The sequence below is a fragment of the Nocardia kruczakiae NBRC 101016 genome (genome assembly GCF_001612965.1).
Lineage (GTDB): Bacteria > Actinomycetota > Actinomycetes > Mycobacteriales > Mycobacteriaceae > Nocardia > Nocardia kruczakiae.
In genome coordinates this window covers 1-20,552 of sequence record NZ_BDBL01000010.1, presented here as the reverse complement: position 1 = coordinate 20,552, position 20,552 = coordinate 1, and the positions used below count along the sequence as shown (strand labels likewise).

The following is a 20,552-nucleotide window of genomic DNA, read 5'->3' as shown; positions in this document are numbered from 1 at the left end:
TCGCACCGCCGCCTCGATGCCAAACTGGTCCGGTGAGTAGCGTGCAGCCGACAGGGGTGAGTGCGGCCCGACGACGAGCAGTCATCGACGCATTACGGCGCGGCGCGGTTCCCGACAGCGGTCTCGATTTGCTGGCGACCGGCCTCGACCGTTTCGAAGCAGCGCTGGACGCCGAACTCGATGCCGTCGCCTCGGGGGGCGCGGTATTCAAGGCGGTACGCGGCGAATACGGATCCGGTAAGACGTTCTTCTCCCGCTGGCTGGGCGAACGAGCGAAGCGACGCAACTTCGCGGTGTCCGAAATCCAGATCTCCGAGACCGAAACCCCGCTGCACAAGCTGGAGACCGTGTATCGACGGCTCACCGAGCGACTCACCACCGCCAGCTCACCACCGAGCGCGTTCCGCCACGTGATCGACGCATGGTTCTATGCGCTGGAGGAAGACGCTCTCGCCGAAGGTGCCACCGAGGACCAGCTGGCCGAGGCCGTCGACCGCCTCATGACCACGCGGCTGGCCGAAGTATCCAGGCACGCACCATCTTTCGCCGCAGCATTGCGCGGATACCGCACGGCGGTGCTGGCCGGTGACGAGGCCACTGCAAGCGCGGTACTTGCCTGGCTGGGCGGACAGCCGAACGTCGCCGCGGCCGCCCGCAGGACCGCCGGGGTGCGCGGCGAACTCGATCATTTCGGCGCGTTCGGCTTCCTGCAAGGGCTGCTGACGGTGCTGCGTGATTCCGGGCACCGAGGTCTGCTGATCGTTCTCGACGAGGTGGAGACCCTGCAGCGGGTGCGTTCGGATGCCCGCGACAAGGCCCTCAACGCGTTGCGGCAGCTGATCGACGAGGTCTACTCCGGACGCTTCCCCGGCGTGTACCTGCTGATCACCGGCACACCGGCCTTCTACGAGGGGCAGCAGGGTGTGCAGCGGCTGCCACCGCTCGCGCAACGGCTCGCGACCGACTTCACCACCGACCCGCGTTTCGACAATCCGCGCGCGGTGCAGATCCGCCTGCCCGGCTTCAGCATGGATTCCCTTGTGGCGCTGGGCAAGACGATCCGCGAACTCTATGCCTCCGGGGCCGAGAACGGCGAACGAGTCAACGCGATCGCCGATGACACCTACATCGCGGATCTCGCCCGAGCGGTCACCGGCTCACTCGGCGGAACCGTCGGCGTCGCACCGCGATTGTTCCTCAAGAAGCTCGTCGGTGATGTGCTGGACCGCATCGACCAGTTCCCCGATTTCGATCCGCGCCAGCATTACAAGCTCACCGTCGGTTCGGCGGAGCTGACCGATATGGAACGCAACCTGGCTCGCGCCGACGATGTCGATCTAGAGCTGTGATCGAGCAACCCGCTCCTGATCCGATCGAGCGCCTCGACACGGTGCTCGTCCACCACATCGTGAACACCTTGGGCTGGCCGGATCTGCGTCCGCTACAACGAGCTTCGGTCGATCCACTCTTGCGCGGAGACGATGCGATCCTGCTCGCACCCACCGCGGGCGGCAAAACCGAATCGGCCTGCTTCCCGCTGCTGACCGCGATGGCGGCCGGCGATTGGCCGGGGGTTTCGGTGCTGTATCTGTGCCCGCTCAAGGCCCTGCTCAACAACCTCGTGACCCGCATCGACACCTACGCCCAATGGATCGGCAGAAGCGCCGCACTCTGGCACGGGGACACGAGCGAATCGGCGCGCAACCGGATCCGGCGCGAACCGCCCGACATTCTGCTGACGACGCCGGAATCGTTGGAAGCCATGCTGATCGGGATCAAAACCGATCATCAGGCATTGCTGGGGTCGGTCCGCGTCGTGGTTGTCGACGAGGTCCACGCATTCGCCGGAGACGACCGAGGCTGGCACCTGCTGGCGATACTGGAACGGTTGCAGCGTGTCACCGGACAGCCGATTCAGCGGATCGGATTGTCGGCAACGGTCGGCAACCCGCACCGGCTGCTGGCATGGCTGCAAGGATCGGGCTCGGGCAAGCGACGTGGAACCGTTGTCGCACCGGACCTTCCAGAACTGGCAACCCAGGACACGGCTGCGAGTTCCCGATTTCCCACCGATTTTCCTCCTCTGCCGCGGCCGGCCGGTGAAGTCGAACTCGACTACGTGGGATCGCTCGACAATGCCGCGAAGGTCATCACCGCGCTCCACCACGGCGAAAAGCGCCTGGTGTTCTGCGATTCGCGCCGGCAGGTCGAACAGCTCGGCGCGGCACTGCGAGAACGCGACGTAACGGTATTCCTCTCCCATGCCTCGCTGTCCGCATCCGAACGCGCCCGTTCCGAACAAGCCTTCGCCGAGGCCCGCGACTGTGTGATCGTCTCCACCTCCACACTCGAACTCGGCATCGACGTAGGGGATCTCGACCGCGTGATCCAAATCGACTCACCGGCCACCGTCGCCTCGTTCCTCCAACGCATCGGCCGCACCGGCCGCCGCGCCGGCACCACCCGCAACTGCCTGTTCCTCACAACCACCACCGACGCCCTCCTCCAAGCTGCCGGTCTGTTGCTGCTGTGGAGCCGCGGGTGGGTCGAACCGGTGACCGCTCCCCCACAACCACGCCATCTCGTGGCCCAGCAACTGCTCGCCGTCACCCTCCAGCACGGGACGATCGGAAAACGCCTGTGGTCGCAGGAATGGAACGGCCTCGCCCCCTTCGACCGTTCCGCCGAACCCATCTTCACCTACCTGCTCGAGGCGGGATACCTCGACAGCGATCAGGAACTGGCTTTCATCGGCCACCAGGCCGAGCACCGTTTCGGAAAGAGGAACTTTCTGGAGCTGACTGCGTCCTTCACGGCCCCACCACAATTCACCATTCTCGCCGGGCGACAGGAGATCGGAATGACCGATGTCTCCGTCCTCACCGACGACCGTCCCGGCCCTCGGCTACTCCTTCTCGCCGGAAACAGTTGGCGGGTCACCTATATCGATTGGAACCGGCGCAGGGCATACGTCGAACCGGCTGATGGTGGAGGCATCGCGAAATGGTCGAGCCTCGGAATCCGGGGGCTGTCCGCCGAACTGTGCCGGGCAATGCGTGCGGTCCTGCTCGGCTCCGACCCTGATGTCTCACTGACTCGCCGCGCACAGACCGCCCTCGCCGACCAGCGGCAGGAGAAGGGCGGCACTGTCGCTCCGGACGCCACGCTCATCACCCGGGAAGACTCCGGTACACGGTGGTGGACCTGGGCCGGTTACCGGGCGAATGCGAGTCTTGCCGCGGCGCTGGCGCCTGTTGCGAGCCCGACGCAGCGACCTGACGACTTCGCGATTCGGTTCGATGGCGGTGTTACGCCGTCAGTATGGTCAGCTGTCAAACAGACAATCGATCCCAATCGACTCGCCCTGCCGGACATCGACTCCCGAGCTGTTGCAGGACTGAAGTTTTCGGCGTTGCTCCCGGAGCAACTCGCCAACGATACCGTCGGCAGTCGGCTGGCTGATTCGGTGACGGCGCAGGCGGTGTTGAAGGAGACAGTCCGGTGGCGCGCAATCACATAATCCTCTGACAACCGACGCGGCCAGCATGATGGCACGGATCCTGACGCCCCAGAAGATCCTCATGAGCGAACGTCCTGCAACTAGGCTTAGCCGTTGCCGCGCAACGATTTTCGGCGTTATTGCCCGTTCCGTCCGATAGAATCACCACTGACGAGACTCGACTCGGCCGGCAACCGGCATGTTCCGGGACCCGGCGCTGGGAGGCGCAGTGGGGACCTCGACACGATGGCCTGGACCAACGGGCGACGCCTGGCGCAAGCCGAATGCCGCCTTCGGGCGCCTGAGCACGCTGTCGGCCGAAGTCGCCAGCGATACAGCACCTTTCGACGACAAGCTGCACCGGGTCATCGAGCAGTGCGTGTCCGCGCTACGCACAACGCTCGAGGCCGATCCCGGCGCATACGGCCTGATCCCTACGATGGTTACTTCCGGCCACGGCCTCGTGGACATGCTGGCGGAACTGTCATCAGGTGGTTGCCCACTCCCGGATTCCGCGAACATATCCGCCGATCGCCGCACAGAGTTCGTGGCGATATTCACCGAGCGTGTCGTCGGCATAGCCGCCACGCCGGCAGATGGTGCCGCGCGCGCAGCCGCCGTCCGATGCGCACGAAAGCTGTTGGAAGACAAGGCCCTGGCCGATGCTGTCGAAAGCGGCGGTCACTACCGGATCCCGGACGATCTCTTCTGTGCCGTATACGAACTCTTCCTGAAAAACGTGCTCATCGAATTCATCGCCGGAGTCGCGGCGGCCAAGCTCAGTGTCGCCGTGCCCTTGCTGTATCTCGTCGACCCCGGCGGCAGAATCGCGGAATGGCTGGCGGACACGCTCACCGAGCTTGTCCTCGATCCGTGTGCGGAGCGAGCCGACGCCGACGACATCTCACTGGCTGACCTCAGCCGTCAACTACTCGAAGACAATGTCCGCCGCCTGGTGGGCCTGCCGATCGAACCGTAGGGGGGGATGCCATGTCAGGCGGAGAGTTCCGGTACCGCTTCACCGGTGTGAACACCACGCCCAGCACCTCTTTCGATGACTCCTGGATTCGATTCTCGGATCGAGACTTCCGCGACGACCCGGAAGCGAAAAGGCGGAACACCAGTGTCGGAGCGGCCGAACAGACTTGGGCGCAGGATTTCTGGCGAATCGCCCAAGCCGTCTACCTGGCCGATCGGCGGTCGCGCCGAGACGCGGCGCCCGACCGCTGGACCCGAACCATCGAACTCTCGGTCCAGGTGCACGAGCCCGACGTCTGGAAGTCGCAATGCGAAAGACTCGACAGCCTGCTGCAATTGCTGACCGGCGATCGATGGGACATCGGCTTCCACGATGGAATCGAGTCGCCGACCAAGACCCCCAACCTCGTCGACAACCCGCCGACATCGGTGGCGCTGTTCTCCGGCGGCCTGGACTCGACCGCCTATGCCGCTTACCGCGCGGCTCGTCTGGGCCACGAGGAGCGAATTCAATTCGTCGCCTTCGATCCCACGGTGAAAGGGCGCCAGAAGGAGATCTTCGACGAAATCAAACGTCTTGTGCCGAATCAGAAGTCGGCGGATTCTCGCATGACGCTGTTCTCGAGGCGGCTGCTCCCCATCGGAGGCTGCCTCGACTCGAGCAACAGGTCACGCAGCTTGACCTATATCGCCGCGGCGGTGTGCCAAGCGGCCGGCGACGACATATCCGATGTCGTCGTGCCGGAGAACGGTCAGCTCGCCATCAACCCGCCGCTGACATCCGGCCGCAGATCGTCCTGCTCCACCCGATCCGTTCATCCGTGGGTCATCGACACCATCAATCAACTCATCGCCGCCGTCGGAGGCTATATAACCGTCCGTAACCCGTTTCTGCATGCGACCAAGGGCGAAGTCTGCCGGTGCGCCATCGACTCGGGGCTCGCTTCCGAGGTGCTGCGACGCACGGTGAGCTGCGGCCGCCCGACCGTGGCACGTCGAGACAGTAACCGCGCACACTTCAATTGCGGGACCTGCTTCCCCTGTCTGGTCCGGCGCTCCGGACTGCACAGTGCGCTCGCCGACGGCGATGATTCCGGGTACGCCCACCCACTCGCATCGATCGACCTCGCGGGAACGAGCAGAAAGGCGAGAAGGGATGCCTCCCACCTGCGTGACTTGATTCAGTGGTTGGATACGCCGTTCGTGGTGGACGACCTCCTCGCGGATACCCCCTATCCCCAGGCGATTTCTGCGCTGTCCGTCATGCCGGTACTCGAGCGTGGCCGCGACGAGCTGAGATCCATGCTGGCCGACCTGGTCCCGCATCTGAATCCGAATGACCGCTAGCAGTAGTCGCCGAAGCGACACCGCGACGGCACGATCGCACGGGGTTGTCTTGCAGTGCATCCCAGCCAGCAGGACCCGGTTGGGCCGCAACGTGTCCGGAGTTCACCGCACCGGCTCGGCCTGTGGAAGATGCCTGGCCAACGTTCGGAAGTACCGTTCGCGCGACCAAGACCCATGATCGCCGATCACATAGAGCCGCCGTTTCGCCCGGCTCACAGCGACATTGAGCAGATTGGGTTTGCTCGCCGCCCACCGCCGGGCGCCGGGACGGGCCGGATCGCCGCCGAGAACCAGAATCACCACGTCGGCTTGCTTTCCCTGGGCGGTATGGATCGTGCCCGCGGTCAAGCCGGGACGACCCCCGGCACGTTGGCCGATTTCGCGGGCGACGTCGCGGAACGGGCTGATGACCATGACTTCGGACATGGCGATGCCGAGATCATGGAGTGTCCGCAGAATCCGGTCCAATTGCCGGCCTTCGTCGGGTATCCAGTGCCCGTGTGCGCTGGCGCCGACCAGGTCGATCCACTTGGATTCGGGAAGACTCGGGTAGGTCGCGTCGAAGCGTTCACGGGCCGCGGTGCCGGTGCCATTGATCATCAGGCCGTCGTAGGCGATCGTGTTGACGATATCGAACATCGGAGCATCGCAGCGCCGATGCACGGTGAGCGGAACCCCCACCCACGTCGTGCCCTCGTCATCCGGCAGCGACGTCCCCAGTGGGGTGAGCCGGTCGGCGATACGCTGCACCGACGTGCCGCTGGGATTCCACTGCGGGTCGACCCCGAAGTCGGTGCGGAGGGCATCCTCGGTGCGGAACGGGAGCGTAGTCACTGGTTCCAACTGCAATGGGTCTCCGACGACAACGGCCCGCCGGGTCCGCCACAGCGCACCTACCGCGTTCTGCGGAGTCGCCTGTCCCGCTTCGTCGATGAGCAACCATCCGAGAGCCTCTCGCTCCAGGTGACCGAACAACCGACCGTAGGACGCGAAGGTGGTGGAGACGACGGGCACCACCAGGAACAGACTCTGCCATGCCGCTTGCGCCGCCTGGGCCGAAAGGTCGCGGGGCGCCCCACCACCGACTATGTCCATGGCGGCGTGCAGATTCTGGCGCATCCGGGTGGGCATCTGCCGCAGGAACGATCGATGCAGCGCCAGGGCCGCCAGCAATAGTTCACTACGTGCGGTATTCCATTCGGGATCGGTCCAGGGGGCCGCCGATTCCCGGCGCACCCGGTCGGTCCACCAGGTGTCGTCCGGGAAGTAGACCCCCAGTCCGGCATTGTCGGCAAGTGCCGCGCTCAGGGTTATCAGTTCTTCTCGCAGTGTTTGGTATCGCCGTTCGCCCCGGCTCAATGCCTGTGCTGCCGCGGTGACTTCGCGCTCGGCATGTTCGAGGGTTCGGTTCGCGTTGGCCAGCGGCTCATAGGCCACCGACGGAAGCGGTATGCCGACGTTCAGGGCGCGAGTTGCCGCAGTCAACTCGTGCTGGGCGGTGGACACCGCTGACCGGGCGATGGCGAGATCACACTGCACCGCTTCCCATTCGGCCTGAGCCTGGGCCACCGCTTGCGATGCCTGTTGCACCTGGGCGGCCAGCGACGAGTCTCGCTGCTTCCACTCGCGACCGGCGGTCCCCAAGGACCACAACATCTTCCACCACCCCGGTCGCAGCGCACGGTGTTCGTCCCGGGTTGCGACCCTCCGATCGAGTTCCGCTCCCCATCGCCGCACTGATTCCTCGGCGCGGACCCGGCGACCGTCGACGATCCGTTCGACCTCCGCCCGGCTGTCACGGACGGCTTGCTCCGCAGCGGCGCGGCGCTGCCGCGCGGCCTGCTCGTCAGCAGCTTGTTGAACACGAGCGAGCCGTTCCGCTTCCCGGACGCATTCGCTCGCGGTTCGAAACGCCGAATCACGTTGTCCGCGAGCGGTCTCCAGGCTCGCCGCGGCAGCCGCGAGGTCCGCCACGGTCGTGTCGAGCTGCTGCTTCACCTCCTTGCACCTGGTCAGCTGCGCATAAACGGCGGATCGAGACCGGCGGATGGTCTCGACCCGTGTCTCCACGGCTCGGAATGCCGCCACCGCCTCCGCCCAGGTCTGCTGCGGCGCCTCCGCTTCCCAGGACCTGAGGATCGGCAGCAGGCCGGCCCAATCCTGTGGGTCCTCATCGGATTCCGGAGTGTGGTACCAGAACGCATCGACGAAACGCCCACGATTGGTCTTGTTTCCGAGTCGCGCCGCCATCAGTGCCCAGCCGTCGATCGGGGCAGCCGAGGTTGCCTCCGACGACCGTTCGGCCGGATCCGGTGCTAATAAGGCGGTAGCTATCTCCGGAAAGTAGTTCACCTCAGCCGCCGCGCCTCGCCAGTCGGCACCGATCGCATCGGACGCGGGAATCTCATCGGTCACGTTCTGTACCGCACCGTTGTTCGAGGAAGCCACAACGACCTCGAACCCGGTCAGCTCCGGCCTCAGCAAACTGACGACACGGGTGCGGTCGCCGGTCTTCCAGCGCATCCGCTCGCCGGTGAATGCAGCACCCGGTTCCGGCAATGCTGCCAGCCGCGCGGCACGTTCCACCACGAGCGCGCTGATGATGTCACGCAACATGGTGGTCTTTCCCGTTCCGGGCGGGCCGTTGACGCCCATGATGCCGGTATCGCTCATCCCCAACGCGGTGTTGACGGCCAGTTGTTGAGACAGGGCGAGGGCATGGCCGGGATCGCTCGGCCACCGGCCCGCCGGCACTGCGGCCGGAGAGGTCAGCTCCAGCACAGTGTCGATCCGCTCCCGAACATCGATCCGTGCGCCGGTCGATATCCGATCCTCCGGGCACAGATAGTCACGCAGAGCCGCGCCGGCATCTCCCCGGGTGACGTGGCCGCCGACCCGGACCAGATCGTCCATAATGAAACTGTTCAGGAAATCGAGGCCGTTCACCTCGTTCGCCGTACGCCGGGCCACGATCTGACTACGAACTCGAATACCCGCCACCGGCAGCACTCCACTGATCCCGGCCGCCTGGATCGCTGCAGTGAGACATTCATCGAGAACGGTCCGGTCGAATACCCGCAGGGCCGGCTGTGCTGAATCGTCGACGGGCACGCCGGTGCGCTCGGCGGTGATCACCTTCTGCCAGAGCCGAGTGAACTCGATGGATGCGTCCTGAAAATCTGCGATCCATTTCGGTCCGGGCTCATCGTCACCGGCGTGGCCGGTCGCCCAGGCACAGCTGGACAGCACATCCGAACCCGGTACGGCGCAACCATTTTCGTCTATCAGAAATGCGGCAACGGCACTTTCACCGGCCGGCCGCTCGTCGTAACTGTCGGGATCGGGATCGAAACGCCGCGACAACACCTCGAAGACTTCGTCGAGACGGTAGATCCCCACGTACACGATGTGCCGCCACGCCAGGTGGGGGCGCAAGGCGAGGCGAGCCAGTTCATGGCCCGGATCCCACGGCAACGGCTCGTCGGCTTCCACCTGGAAGACTCGTTGCTGCCGGTCGGGCCGGTCCACCCGTTGCGGACTGAACATCTCCACGGCCTGCCAGAACTCGACGATCGTGCCGCGCCGCTCGTCTTCCCCACCCACCACCCGACTCCACTCCGTCGACAATGTCGCCCAGTGGCCACCGATCGTAGTCACGCTCCGCCGGTATCGCCGAAACAATCAACGGTGCCGGGTCCTGCATCGGCGACGACACACATGCGGATCGCACAAAGACATTCGAAGCTATTGCGAATCACGACCGAACGTGGACGGCGCAGCGTTGCCCAACCGGGCATTGCTGATCTAAACCTTCAAACTGTGTAACACCGCTCACAGCTACGGCTATCTCATACAGGCATGCGCGAGCCACACCCCCTCCGGACCGCCACGGGAATTGTCTTGCGCCTCAACGAGATGAGGGAGCGTGACGAATCCACCGAACACCCTTCAGGCGCGGAGGTCGTAGGACTCGCCACCGTCTGCCACCCGGCGCCCGAGAACGCCGGTCCCGCCGCCGCACCGCACCGATCCGGCATCCTCAACTGCCCGCGTTGATTCGTGCCGATTGGTCGGCGATCGATGTCGTCCGAGATCCGCCATCGGCAACGAAACTTCCGGGTCCTACTGGGACGAACCTCCAGCCGACGGATCTCGCCCCTGCTTCGAAGATCGAGATCGTACCCGGGGATGAACCCAAATCTCGGCCCTGCAAACAGAATCCACCACAGAACATCGCCTGATCCTCGAATTCAGGCACCACACGGGGAGGCATGAGCCCATGTCCAACACGCTCGACCGAATCAATGTCATCGCAACCAAACTCCGCTCGACCCAGTCGTCGATCGTCACCGAGGAAGCGACAAAGAACGCACTCGTCATGCCGTTCATCGCCCAGGTGCTCGGTTACGACGTGTTCGACCCTTCCGAGGTCGTGCCTGAATTCGTTTCGGATGTCGGGACCAAGAAGGGCGAGAAGATCGACTACGCGATTCTCCGGGACGGCGCCGTCCAAATCCTGATCGAGTGCAAGAAGATCGCGGAGCCGCTCAACATCAACCATGCCTCCCAGCTCTTCCGGTACTTCTCCGTCACGTCTGCCAGGATCGCGATCCTCACCAATGGTCGTGAGTACCAGGTCTATACAGACGGTGATCGTCCCAACATCATGGACTCGAAGCCGTTCCTGGTTTTCGACATTCTCGATATGGACAACGTTCTCGTTCCCGAGGTAGCGAAGCTGTCGAAGGAGTCGTTCGACCTCGACTCCATCGTGAGCGCCGCCGAAGAACTCAAATACATCGGCCAGGTCAAACGCCTACTGGCACAGGAGATCAAGCTCCCGACCGATGACTGGGTACGGTACTTCATCGCCCGCGTCTATGAGGGGAAGGCAACTCAGAAGATCGTGGACCAGTTCCGGCCGCTGGTTACGAAGGCCGCAGCGCAGTTCGTCGCCGACCAGGTGAGCGACCGGTTGAACAATGCGCTCGGCGACAATACGAGCGCGGTCATCGCGGCACCTTCCGAGGCTCCTGCGGCGGCGGCTCCGCAGGCCCCCGAACCGGAAACGCCAGTCACCGACGACGGTGTCGTCACCACAGAGGCAGAGCTTGACGGCTTCAATATCGTTCGCGCGATCCTGGCCAAGGACATAGACCCGACACGGGTCTGCTACCGCGATGCCAAGGCATACTTCGCGGTGCTCCTCGATGACAACAACCGCAAACCGATTGTGCGCCTTCACCTCAACGGAAAAAGCGTCAAGTTCGTCACGACGTTCGAGAACGGGAAAGACGGGGAACGACATGACATCGGCAGTGTTGTCGATCTGTACCAGCACGCGGATCGGCTGCTCGCGACGGTGAAGAACTACGGGTGAAGCTCAGTCGGCTGCGGCTGGACAATCTGTCACGAGGCGGCGGGCCGCGGAAATAGCGGCCCGTCTCACAGGAACCGCCACGAATGGGGCCGAACCATCGACCGCCGCCGGGCACGTACCGACTGCCTCCCAGCCCGCCAGCACCCGCAACTGTCGGCCGAGTCCTTTCGCCGAGCTGCGTCACTCCCCTGCCGACAGTAGCGACAGCTTTCTCGGCTTCTGTCCCGCACCAAGCAAATCCGGACTCCGGCTACCTCCCATCGTCGAATGACACGCGATCAACGGTCACACCGCGAGGACAGGGCTCACCAGAGTTGCTCCGGAACCAGAACTGTCCAGACCTGTCCCGGCGCGAAGGGGATGTCTGTGCCGGTCGGGGTTGTATACGTTGTGCCCGCCTCCGGCGAGGGCCGGGACCACTCGGCCGGGAACTCTTGACCGTCGCGAAGTACGAGCGCCTGACCGCTACCGGTCGTCTGCGCCAGGGGCGAGACGCTCCCCGCCACGTCGCTGATGGCCGAGTTCTGCACCGGCACACTCTGCAGCACGACCGCACTTGGCGTGAGCCGTCCGGTATCGGCAGCGCTGTAGGCAGCACCATCCATGGACACCAGCCAGCCGTGATCGCTGGGTGACCAGTCGAAGCCGATCACCGCGGCCGGATACCGCGCTTCCTCGTGTTGCGTAGGCCGGCCGCCGGCGGGCGCAGGACCGAAGTGCAGTTGCGAAGCCTCCGGCCAGCCGCCGCCTTCGGGCAACTGATCGGGGCGGACGAACAGGTTGTGTGGCGCGACGCGACTGTAATCGCGGAAGTACGCCGCGGGTTGCAGATCGGCCGAGGCGTTCTGGAGCGAGGAGGAATCGAGGGCGGGAATAAGCTCGGGTGCGGAACCAGAGGATGCCAACGTCGGATTACCGAACTGGGCCAACAGCGTCAGATCCGTTTCCCGCGCACTCCGGACAGGCCCGATCACTGGGGGTTTCTGTGCCGAGAACACCGCGGCCAGCCGACTCAAACCACCCTCGACCGGCTCGACGTAGACCACATCGGCGGCTCCGAGCCCAACCGGTGGCCGTGCCTGCGGACTGTTGTCTATCTTCGCGACCAGCACGGGCACCCCTACCCGGGAGGGTGGGGGTGAGTCAGGTGCCGTCTGCTCAGGCCCGGTGCGAGTGCCGGTGCTGGTACGAGTGCCGGTGCCGGTGCCGGTGCCGGTGCCGCTACTGCACGCGAACGTAGTGCACATTCCCAAGCTCATCAGGAACGCGGCAATCCACACCCACCATCGCTGTCGCATAAGGCAAACCTCTAGCTACCAATTTACGCCGCTCTCGGCCCTCGAGCCGGTCGCTGGTTGAGGCTTTTGCTCCCCGGGGAGCGCACGTGGAGCCACCCCGACGACGCGCTGCGCGTGGGCACGGACCGTCCGCACGGGCGGTGAGGTGCTCGCCTGTAATCTCACGATCATGGTGGACACCCCCTTCGGTCGAGTCATCACGGCGATGGTGACCCCCATGCACGCCGACGGCTCGATCGACTACGACGGCCTGCAGAACCTCGCCGTATATCTCGCCGACCACGGCCACGACGGATTGCTGGTCAACGGGACCACGGGTGAGTCCGCCACCACCACCGACGAGGAGGACTACGCCTGCGTGCGGGCGGTGGTCGAGGCAGTGGGCGACCGTGTCCAGGTGATGGCCGGCTGCGGCACCAATGACACCGAGCATTCCACTCGCGCGGCGCGCGAGATGGTCGCCTGCGGGGCGGATTCTCTCCTCGTCGTCACGCCGTACTACAACAAACCGCCGCAGGACTGCATCCTCGAACACTTCCGCCTGGTCGCCGAGGCCGGCGGCGGTGTGCCCGTCATGCTGTACGACATCCCGGGCCGGACCGGAACAGCGCTGAGCACCGACACCATTCGCCGCGCGGCCGACATTCCAGCCGTGCGCGCCGTCAAGGATGCCAAGGGTGATTTCTTCGAGGCCAGCCGGCTCATGTCGCAAACCGACCTGCTCTGGTATTCCGGCGACGACGTCGTCAACCTGCCACACCTCGCACAAGGCGCGACCGGCATCGTGTCGGTGGTCGGTCACGTCGCCGGCGATCACTACGCGGAAATGATCGCCGCCGTCGACCGCGGCGACCTGTCGCGGGCACGCGAGATCCACCGGCGCCTCATCCCCGCCGTCGACGCGATCATGCACGTATCGCAGGGCGCCATTCAGTCCAAAGCCGCGATGAAAATGCTCGGCGTCATTTCCTCCGATGCGCTGCGTATGCCATACCGGCAGGGCCCGCCAGAGCATCAGCAACGCCTGCGTGCCGGACTCGAGGAATCAGGGTTGTTGTAGAGAGGCGCGTGAACAACCCTGTGCAGCAGCTTCATTCGCCCCTTGCCGACGATTCACCCGGGTGAGCCTTTCGAATGGTGCGGATTGTTCGCCGTGACGCGGCATGTGGCGCTACCGTTCGCTGGTGCCGCTCCGGCGCTGCAGTACCAGAAACGGCGCTGCGAGCGCCAGCGCGGCGAAGCCAATCTCGAGCACGGCTGGAGCGCGTTCGGTCCGCCGACCCCGAGTATCTCGAACAAACGGCGGCCAGCGCCCGCGCGACCCTCAGCGAACACCTCTAAGCTGACCATGACCTGGCAAGCGGATTGCGCGATGTACCCGGCCACCATACGGTGCTGCGCGTAGCCGAGGCGCATCGGCAACTCGCGGGGCGCGAGCTGACGAAGAACCGAGAAGCGCTGAGCCACATAGTCGACTTGTTCATCAAAGCCCGCGTACTCCAGATCGGCAGCTTGGGAGGCTGACAACGCCACCATCCGCGAGGCTTGGTCACTGGCTCGAGATCGCACGGTCGCTGCTGCGAATTCGTGCCGACGGCAACTGTCCTCCGGCGCGACTGCGGTTGCGCGATGGGTGGAACCCAAGTACGACTCGGACACGCCCGAACCAGATGCAGCCACACCGCCTGCCGAGGTTCGGCATACGACAACGAATTCCGGCTGGCCACCTACGAGTAGTCGAAGGGATGGAGTTCGCGCCCCGCGCAGACTCGTTTCTCTCGATCCACCTTCGACAGCAGGCAGTTGCGCCGAGCTTCACCGATGGGAGCCGCAACATACTGAGCGGTCAAACTCTGCTTGCCACAACGGGTTCGACAACATGGCCATCTTGAAACGACTTCGTACCCACCGACGATATGCGCCAGAGTTGATGTCCGCGTGGGGCAGCACCCACATCACTGTCCGGTCCGTCGGCGCTGCCCACGGCCGCACTTCCCAAGGAGATGTCCAGCGTGGTCGCCGCACAAGAAACGAGCCTGCAGAAGATACTCGAAGGCCTCGCAGTACCTCGTTCCGCCGTATCAGCGGCCGCATCAGTGGGGCCGGACAACTTCAAGGAGCTGTGGCGCGATGTCATACAGATTCTCGAACAAGAAGGTCTCGAATTCGTGGCCGGAGGTCGCGCGGACACCGCCAGGCGTCTGTCTGTGTCGCAACTCGAGGAATTGCGGAAGGCGGCTGAGGACGATTTCGACGCGTCCAGATGAACTCGGCCCTCACGTGCCACTTCCCCTCAATGCCGCAGCATTCGACGGCGCGCGGCGCGCTTAACCGGAGATCACCTGACCTGAACGGAGAACGATGCTCGGCTTCGCCATTGTCGACAGACAGCCGACCGCTGACGCTACCGCGGTGTGGCTTACCAGCCGCACAGACACCACCATCGTCCGCAACACGAATGCTGTGGTGATCCCGCACGACGATCCGGACCATGACTCGAAGGTCCAGTGGTTGGTTAGCGGTCGATCGGTGGTGCTGACCGCAGGCACCACACCGCAATCGTGTTTCGAGAATGCTGTCGAGGTCGACCTTTTCGATGATCTGGTCAAACTGACCACCGCATATCAGGAACGCATCTGCCAAGCCGTCGATGACTACTCCCGGCGCCAGCGGTCGAAGTTGGTCGTGCCGGTTTTCCAGCCCGTCCCACAGCTTGCGGCCCCAGCGCAGGACGAGCCCCGCTTTCGCGCGCTGGCAGTCGCCAACTACGTCGGGAACGTCTGGACCGCTTGGCTCTTCACCGAAGAGCAGCGGCTTCGCAGAACGGTCAACCCGAGGACCGGGGAAACACCGTGGATCATGCCGGAAGAGCTGAACAATCCGGCGATCGCGATCTTCCCGGCAGAGTTCAGTGACCGCGTACGGCCAGCGGGGCGCGACGAGAGGAGTCGTCGACCATGAGCAACGGCTTTGCCGCACAACCCGGCTGGTATGCAGACCCCTCACGTCATGCGCCGCTGCGGTGGTTCGATGGATTTCGCTGGACCGACGCCGTTTCCAACGCCCCGGGCTGGTATCCCGACCCATGGCAGGAAGCGCACTATCGCTGGTTCGACGGGCACCTGTGGACCGACGCACTACAGCCGGCGGTTCTCCACCCGCCGGTGCCACTGGACACCGGGGCCGGTGCCTCAACAACTATTCAACCGGCGGGCGGCATTGCGCCGCAGCTGGCTTCGCTTCTCGGCACCGCTTCACGTTTCGCGGTGATGGATGTGGAGACAACCGGTCTCCGACACTCGGACCGGGTCGTGGAGATCACCGTGCTCACCCTCGATCATTCAGGGACAGTCACGAACACCTTCGATACCGTCGTCAACCCGATGCGCGATGTCGGCCCCACGTGGATCCATGGTCTTACTCCGGCCGACGTGGCCGGCGCGCCTACATTCGGGGAGATCGCGCACGCGGTGGCGGAGCTCCTCGACGGTGCAATCGTCGTCGCCCACAACCGGCCCTTCGACACACGAATGGTGGGTTTCGAACTGGAGCGGTCAGGCATTGACGTCCGGTGGGGCTCTGGTCTGGACACGTTGGCGGCGACCCGCTGCAAGCTGGCAGCCGCGTGCTTCGAACACGGTGTCCAGCATGAGAACCAGCACCGGGCGCTGGGGGACGCGCGCGCCACCGCGGGTCTGCTGCAGGCCATCGCAGGTCGTTTCCCGGAGCCGGGGACCCCCACCGCTGCCACCCGGTATCGAAAGGCACACAGTGCCAGAGTCTGTGCCCGCGACGGTGAATCGATCGCCCAGCCGCTCCCCTTCCTCGCCGACATCAGTCAGGGCCTGCACACCGCTCCGGACGTTGCGCCCTACGAGATTCTGCTGGACCAAGCTCTGGCCGATCTGCAGCTCACCGTGGAGGAGCGGACAGAACTTCGACGCCTCGCATCGGACCTGGGGCTCGACGACGCCGCGGTGCACGCTGCACACACCCACTTCCTCAACGCCGCAATAGAAGCGGCACTCGAAGACTCCGTCGTCACCGATGACGAGATCGACCGACTTCTGCGGGTCGCGGCACTACTGGACCTTCCCACCGAGGTGGTCACCGCGCGAACGCACCAGCACCGCGCCGAGTCCGTCGTTGTGGATCTGGGCGCGGGAACCATTGTGTGCTTCACCGGCGATGACGGTCATCCACGCGAGGAACTGGAGGAACTCGCGCGGGAATACGGTCTGGCACCCGCGCCGTCCATGACCAAGTCGGTCGACGTGCTGGTCGCCGCGGATCCGGCGACGATGTCCGGCAAAGCGAAGACGGCACATAAGCACGGGAAACCGATTGTCTCGGCAGAAGACTTCGTTGCCGCATTGCGCTCGGGCCGACAAGCGAACGGGACACGGTTGCGCATGGCGGGCCTCGCATGCGTCTGCGACAAGTGCGGGTCGACGTGGACCGCGAGCAGGCGGAGCAAGCTCTGCCGCTCATGCCTCGGCACCTCACGCCCCAAATCCAGGGCGAAGAGGATCGTAGGGGACCATTCGGACCTCGCGCTCGATCCAGCCAGTCCCCTGAATTCGATTCTGGTGTTGTGAATGGTGCGCGCACACCTCTCGCCGCATAGGACATTGCCTCGCGTTCAGGTGGAGGCAGCCCCGTCGTCCTCCCTAGGGTCGCCGGGGCGAACCGACCTGTTGCACAACTCAATTCGAACAGGACACCACCGCGATACTCTATGCGCGACCAACAACGGCTGGGTTTGTTGTCGCGGGAAACTCCGCAGGAGAAGACAACGCTAGGCACGTATAGTGCAGACGGCACGTCTGATGGCTACAAAAGGGGAGGCGACGTGGGCAATTCGGTGGGAGTGAACCCGGAGCAAGTGCATGCGACCGCTGACTGGCTCGACAAGTCGGCTCAGGACTTCCGCGACGAGTTGGGTTCGCTGATGAAGGAAGTGAGGACCTTCGTCGGAGGCGAATGGCAGGGCGCCGCGTCCGGATCTCACGGTGATGCCTGGGATGAGTGGGAAGAAGGCGCACGGCAGATCATCGCCGGCCTCGAACACGACGCCGCCGCGCTACACCAGGCAGCGGGCCTCATACACAACACCGACCAAGGTTCCGCCGGCTCGATCGGCACGACGTTCCCGGGGAATGCGTAGATGCAACCCGGCAACTATCGCGTCGATCTCGTCGGCATGCAGAACCTGATCGATAAGGCGATCGACTTCGAGAAGCGGCTCGAGGATCGCTTGAGTGACATTCGGAAACAGGTCACGAATCTCCATATCGACTGGACCGGCCAGGCAGCACAGACGCACCAACAGGCCAGCGCTGAATGGGATACGGGCGCAACAGAAATGCACACCGCCCTGGGTGAATTGCGGAAGGCGCTGGACCATGCGCGGTCGGCCTACCACAACGCAGGAGAGACAAACCACCGGATGTGGCCACAATGACGACGCCGACCGTCCCGGTGATCGTCCACCGAGCAGACGAATATCATTCTGCCGGAGAAGTATTCGGACAGATGTCAACCGACTCGGTGACGACCCATTCGTCGCTTATCAATGTACTCAACTCGTACATCGGCATGGCCGGCAGCGACAGCATCGGTCAGCAGTGGGCCGACTCCTACCACGAGTCGGCACAGCTGGCGATTTCCGCGTCCTCGAAGCTGACCACGTCATGTGGCCAGATCCGTGACCTTCTCGTCGTCGGAGCGCACAATCACGAGGTTGCGGAGATCACCGCGCATCAGCGCAATCTGCCGGTTCCGCCTCCACCCCAGCTGCTTCCGGACCCCTGTATGCCCTCGACCGCACCCAACGCGGCCGGTGACGGTATTCCCGAACCATTTGGATGGTCGATCATCAAGGATGTGGTCGGCTTCGCGTGGCCGAACGGACACCAAGATCAGCTGAATGCCGCAAAGACCGCGTGGCAGACCGCCGCCGCCGACTACCGCACCATCGCCGGACAGGTGCCGCAGGCCAAGACTCTTCTCGCCAATCAGCAGTCTCCCGAGATCGACATCGCTGTTCAGACGTCGCAGGAACGGCAGAACGACTTCAACGCGCTGGCAGATGTGTGCGATGCGCTCGGCAATGCCTGCGGCGACTACGCGCATCATCTCGACGAAGCGCATCACAAAATCCTGGACGAACTGAAGGAGTTCGTCGTCGAGACCGCGGTAGCCGAGGGAGTATTCGCCATCCTCGCCCCTGTGACGGGAAGTCTGTCAGAGTGGGTCGGAAACACCGCCATGGCCGGTCGCATCGCTATGAAAGGGCGCCGCATTGCAACCATCATCGGCGAGCTTTCCACCAAGGTAGCGAAGATCGTAACTGACGCCATCAAACCGCTTGTCGGCAAGATGAAGCCCATCTTCGAAAAGGTGCGAAATTGGGTGGATGCAGCAAAGATCAAGCTGACACCGCTCGATCGCGGGGGCGCCGTATTGTCCGACGGCCGCCTGTTCTCACGGATGGGGAGTAGAACCAATCGTGAGGTCTTGGACAGCGGAAACCACTTACCGATGACCAGAGAGACCGTCGAGGAATACGCACGCCGCGCAGGGGTCGACTTGACGGGCGTGCGTTTCGACATCGCGAACTCCGCCGACGATATTCGCTACTACGACAGTGTGGGCGCCAGTGCGAGCACGTCAGGTGACCACATCGCGCTCGCACCGTCGGCTTTCGCCGATGAGGAGAGTTTGATGCGGAATCTTGTGCACGAGCGAGTCCACATCGACCAGTATGCGCAGGGGAAGGTGACCAACAACCTCGTGACGAACGAACTCGAGGATGAGGCGTACGCCGCAGACGAGAGATTCTGGAACGACTACTTGTCCGGAAAGGCAGGACACTGAGAGTGAGCGAATTCCGGATCGATGACATATTTCGGGTGAGCTTTCGCCCCAACCCGATTATTGTCGGCCGAACCGACGACATATTCACCGTCGGAGACCAGGTCGAACTGCTCAAGAGGGACGGGGCAACCGTTCGCGGCGTTCTGGAAGGTATCGAAATTCACCGCTCCCCTTCCGGGCAATACTCGTTCGTGTTCTCCCGAGAGATATCCGAGCGAGCAGAACCCGGGGACGTAGTGCGCACAGTGTAGCGGGCGAATCGTTCACTACCATCCGAATCCGGATCCACTCGGTCAAGAGGAGAGCCCGCCCGATGGCAGACCTGCAAGAATGGGAACGACAACTACAACGCGACCTCGATGAGGTCAGACGCAACAGCCAGCAGTTATCCGATTCAGTCGCTGCGATCCGGGGCCTCTGCCAACTGCAAGGTGTCGCAATAGAAGTCGACGCGAACGGCGACATCACCGATTTTCGCATTGCGCCCGGCGCGCTGCGCTGGACCAGCGAGCAGCTCGCCCACTCGATACGTACTGCTCATCGAAAGGCCCGAGCTGATGCAGCTACAAAGGTCCAACGGCTCATTCAGCACGGCGATCCTCGCATATGTCGGCAGTTCGAGATCCTGACTGGCGAGCAGTCAGCACCACCGGAACCGCCGCGCCATCAGCCAATGACCGAGGACGACATCCAGGCAGCCGATGACGCCTATTTTGAGCGTATGAACCGCCGCGGCTGGACGGAGTGAACCTCGCCTCTAGAGGATTGATGGGAGCCTATGAGGCACCTCGGGCCATCGTTGAGCACGAGGATCGCTGGCTGCTCAAGCCTCTGCGTGGGAGAACCGTTACCAGGATGGAGTGGAAATCGGACCACCTCGAACTCGTCCTGGATGACACCGCGGGGATTACCGACCATTCCATATTCGAAATCCATCCGCTGGATGCATGGACGGGACAACCTGTCACTCCGCCACATGGGCCAGGGCGGCCGGACTACTTGAAAGGCAAGCCCGAATCGGACGATATCAACGATTGACGATCGGGGGTCTTCGCCAGAACTTGCGCGCGTGCGATCAACCCGAATCTCGTTGCAGTGCCCCCGGTCTCGTTCACCGGCGCCCACCCGTCACGGCAGCGGATGACTCTGGAAAAGCTGCCACATCCGATTC

At 63.9% G+C, this 20,552-nt stretch carries 17 protein-coding genes; 14 read left to right on the top strand and 3 right to left on the bottom strand.

Annotated elements, in window-relative coordinates; all coding sequences use genetic code 11:
• Positions 1–41 precede the first annotated feature (41 nt).
• From brxD to NK1_RS09220, 4 genes are all read left to right on the top strand, one after another.
• Positions 42–1,349, top strand: a complete 1,308-nt coding sequence (gene brxD / locus NK1_RS09235) for a BREX system ATP-binding protein BrxD (RefSeq protein ID WP_218023096.1) — start codon at positions 42–44, stop codon at positions 1,347–1,349.
• Entirely contained in the window at positions 1,346–3,520 is a 2,175-nt protein-coding gene (locus NK1_RS09230; protein ID WP_063008132.1) for a DEAD/DEAH box helicase, read from the top strand. The genes brxD and NK1_RS09230 overlap by 4 nt, the downstream gene beginning before the upstream one ends.
• 208 nt (positions 3,521–3,728) lie before the next feature.
• The gene (locus NK1_RS09225) at positions 3,729–4,478 is read left to right on the top strand and encodes a hypothetical protein (RefSeq protein ID WP_157104172.1); all 750 of its coding nucleotides are present in this window, start codon (positions 3,729–3,731) and stop codon (positions 4,476–4,478) included.
• Positions 4,479–4,756: 278 nt separating this feature from the next.
• Positions 4,757–5,824 (top strand): 7-cyano-7-deazaguanine synthase, encoded by a 1,068-nt coding sequence (locus NK1_RS09220; protein ID WP_167354243.1) that lies wholly within the window; start codon positions 4,757–4,759, stop codon positions 5,822–5,824.
• 102 nt (positions 5,825–5,926) lie between these two features.
• On the opposite strand, the gene NK1_RS09215 is transcribed toward NK1_RS09220, so the two are convergent.
• Entirely contained in the window at positions 5,927–9,481 is a 3,555-nt protein-coding gene (locus NK1_RS09215; protein WP_218023093.1) for a DEAD/DEAH box helicase, read from the bottom strand.
• Positions 9,482–10,103: 622 nt separating this feature from the next.
• Here NK1_RS09215 and NK1_RS09210 point away from each other — a divergent pair.
• On the top strand, positions 10,104–11,204 hold the full coding sequence (locus NK1_RS09210) for a type I restriction endonuclease (protein WP_063008129.1): 1,101 nt from the start codon (positions 10,104–10,106) through the stop codon (positions 11,202–11,204).
• 305 nt (positions 11,205–11,509) lie between these two features.
• Here the strand turns inward: NK1_RS09210 and NK1_RS09205 are convergent, their stop codons facing one another.
• The gene (locus NK1_RS09205) at positions 11,510–12,316 is read right to left on the bottom strand and encodes a DUF3048 domain-containing protein (protein ID WP_218023092.1); all 807 of its coding nucleotides are present in this window, start codon (positions 12,314–12,316) and stop codon (positions 11,510–11,512) included.
• Positions 12,317–12,671: 355 nt separating this feature from the next.
• Between NK1_RS09205 and dapA the strand changes: the two genes are divergently transcribed.
• Positions 12,672–13,562 (top strand): 4-hydroxy-tetrahydrodipicolinate synthase, encoded by an 891-nt coding sequence (gene dapA / locus NK1_RS09200; RefSeq protein WP_063008226.1) that lies wholly within the window; start codon positions 12,672–12,674, stop codon positions 13,560–13,562.
• Positions 13,563–13,615: 53 nt separating this feature from the next.
• On the opposite strand, the gene NK1_RS34340 is transcribed toward dapA, so the two are convergent.
• Positions 13,616–14,038, bottom strand: a complete 423-nt coding sequence (locus tag NK1_RS34340) for a hypothetical protein (protein ID WP_157104171.1) — start codon at positions 14,036–14,038, stop codon at positions 13,616–13,618.
• 467 nt (positions 14,039–14,505) lie between these two features.
• On the opposite strand from NK1_RS34340, the gene NK1_RS34335 reads away from it, so the two are divergent.
• From NK1_RS34335 to NK1_RS34325, 8 genes are all read left to right on the top strand, one after another.
• A complete protein-coding gene (locus tag NK1_RS34335; RefSeq protein WP_157104170.1) occupies positions 14,506–14,769 on the top strand; it encodes a hypothetical protein in 264 nt (87 codons plus the stop codon).
• A gap of 94 nt (positions 14,770–14,863) precedes the next feature.
• Positions 14,864–15,463, top strand: coding sequence for a hypothetical protein (locus NK1_RS09195; RefSeq protein WP_063008127.1), 600 nt, complete (start codon positions 14,864–14,866; stop codon positions 15,461–15,463).
• Positions 15,460–17,100 (top strand): exonuclease domain-containing protein, encoded by a 1,641-nt coding sequence (locus tag NK1_RS09190; RefSeq protein WP_063008126.1) that lies wholly within the window; start codon positions 15,460–15,462, stop codon positions 17,098–17,100. The genes NK1_RS09195 and NK1_RS09190 overlap by 4 nt, the downstream gene beginning before the upstream one ends.
• Positions 17,101–17,354: 254 nt before the next feature.
• Positions 17,355–17,669, top strand: coding sequence for a WXG100 family type VII secretion target (locus NK1_RS09185; protein WP_167354242.1), 315 nt, complete (start codon positions 17,355–17,357; stop codon positions 17,667–17,669).
• A complete protein-coding gene (locus NK1_RS09180) occupies positions 17,670–17,966 on the top strand; it encodes a WXG100 family type VII secretion target (RefSeq protein WP_063008124.1) in 297 nt (98 codons plus the stop codon). It abuts the gene before it with no gap.
• The gene (locus NK1_RS09175) at positions 17,963–19,381 is read left to right on the top strand and encodes a WXG100-like domain-containing protein (protein WP_063008123.1); all 1,419 of its coding nucleotides are present in this window, start codon (positions 17,963–17,965) and stop codon (positions 19,379–19,381) included. The genes NK1_RS09180 and NK1_RS09175 overlap by 4 nt, the downstream gene beginning before the upstream one ends.
• A gap of 313 nt (positions 19,382–19,694) precedes the next feature.
• A complete protein-coding gene (locus NK1_RS33565) occupies positions 19,695–20,129 on the top strand; it encodes a YbaB/EbfC family nucleoid-associated protein (protein WP_084460723.1) in 435 nt (144 codons plus the stop codon).
• A 20-nt stretch (positions 20,130–20,149) separates the two neighbouring features.
• On the top strand, positions 20,150–20,419 hold the full coding sequence (locus NK1_RS34325; RefSeq protein WP_157104168.1) for a hypothetical protein: 270 nt from the start codon (positions 20,150–20,152) through the stop codon (positions 20,417–20,419).
• Positions 20,420–20,552: the final 133 nt, after the last annotated feature.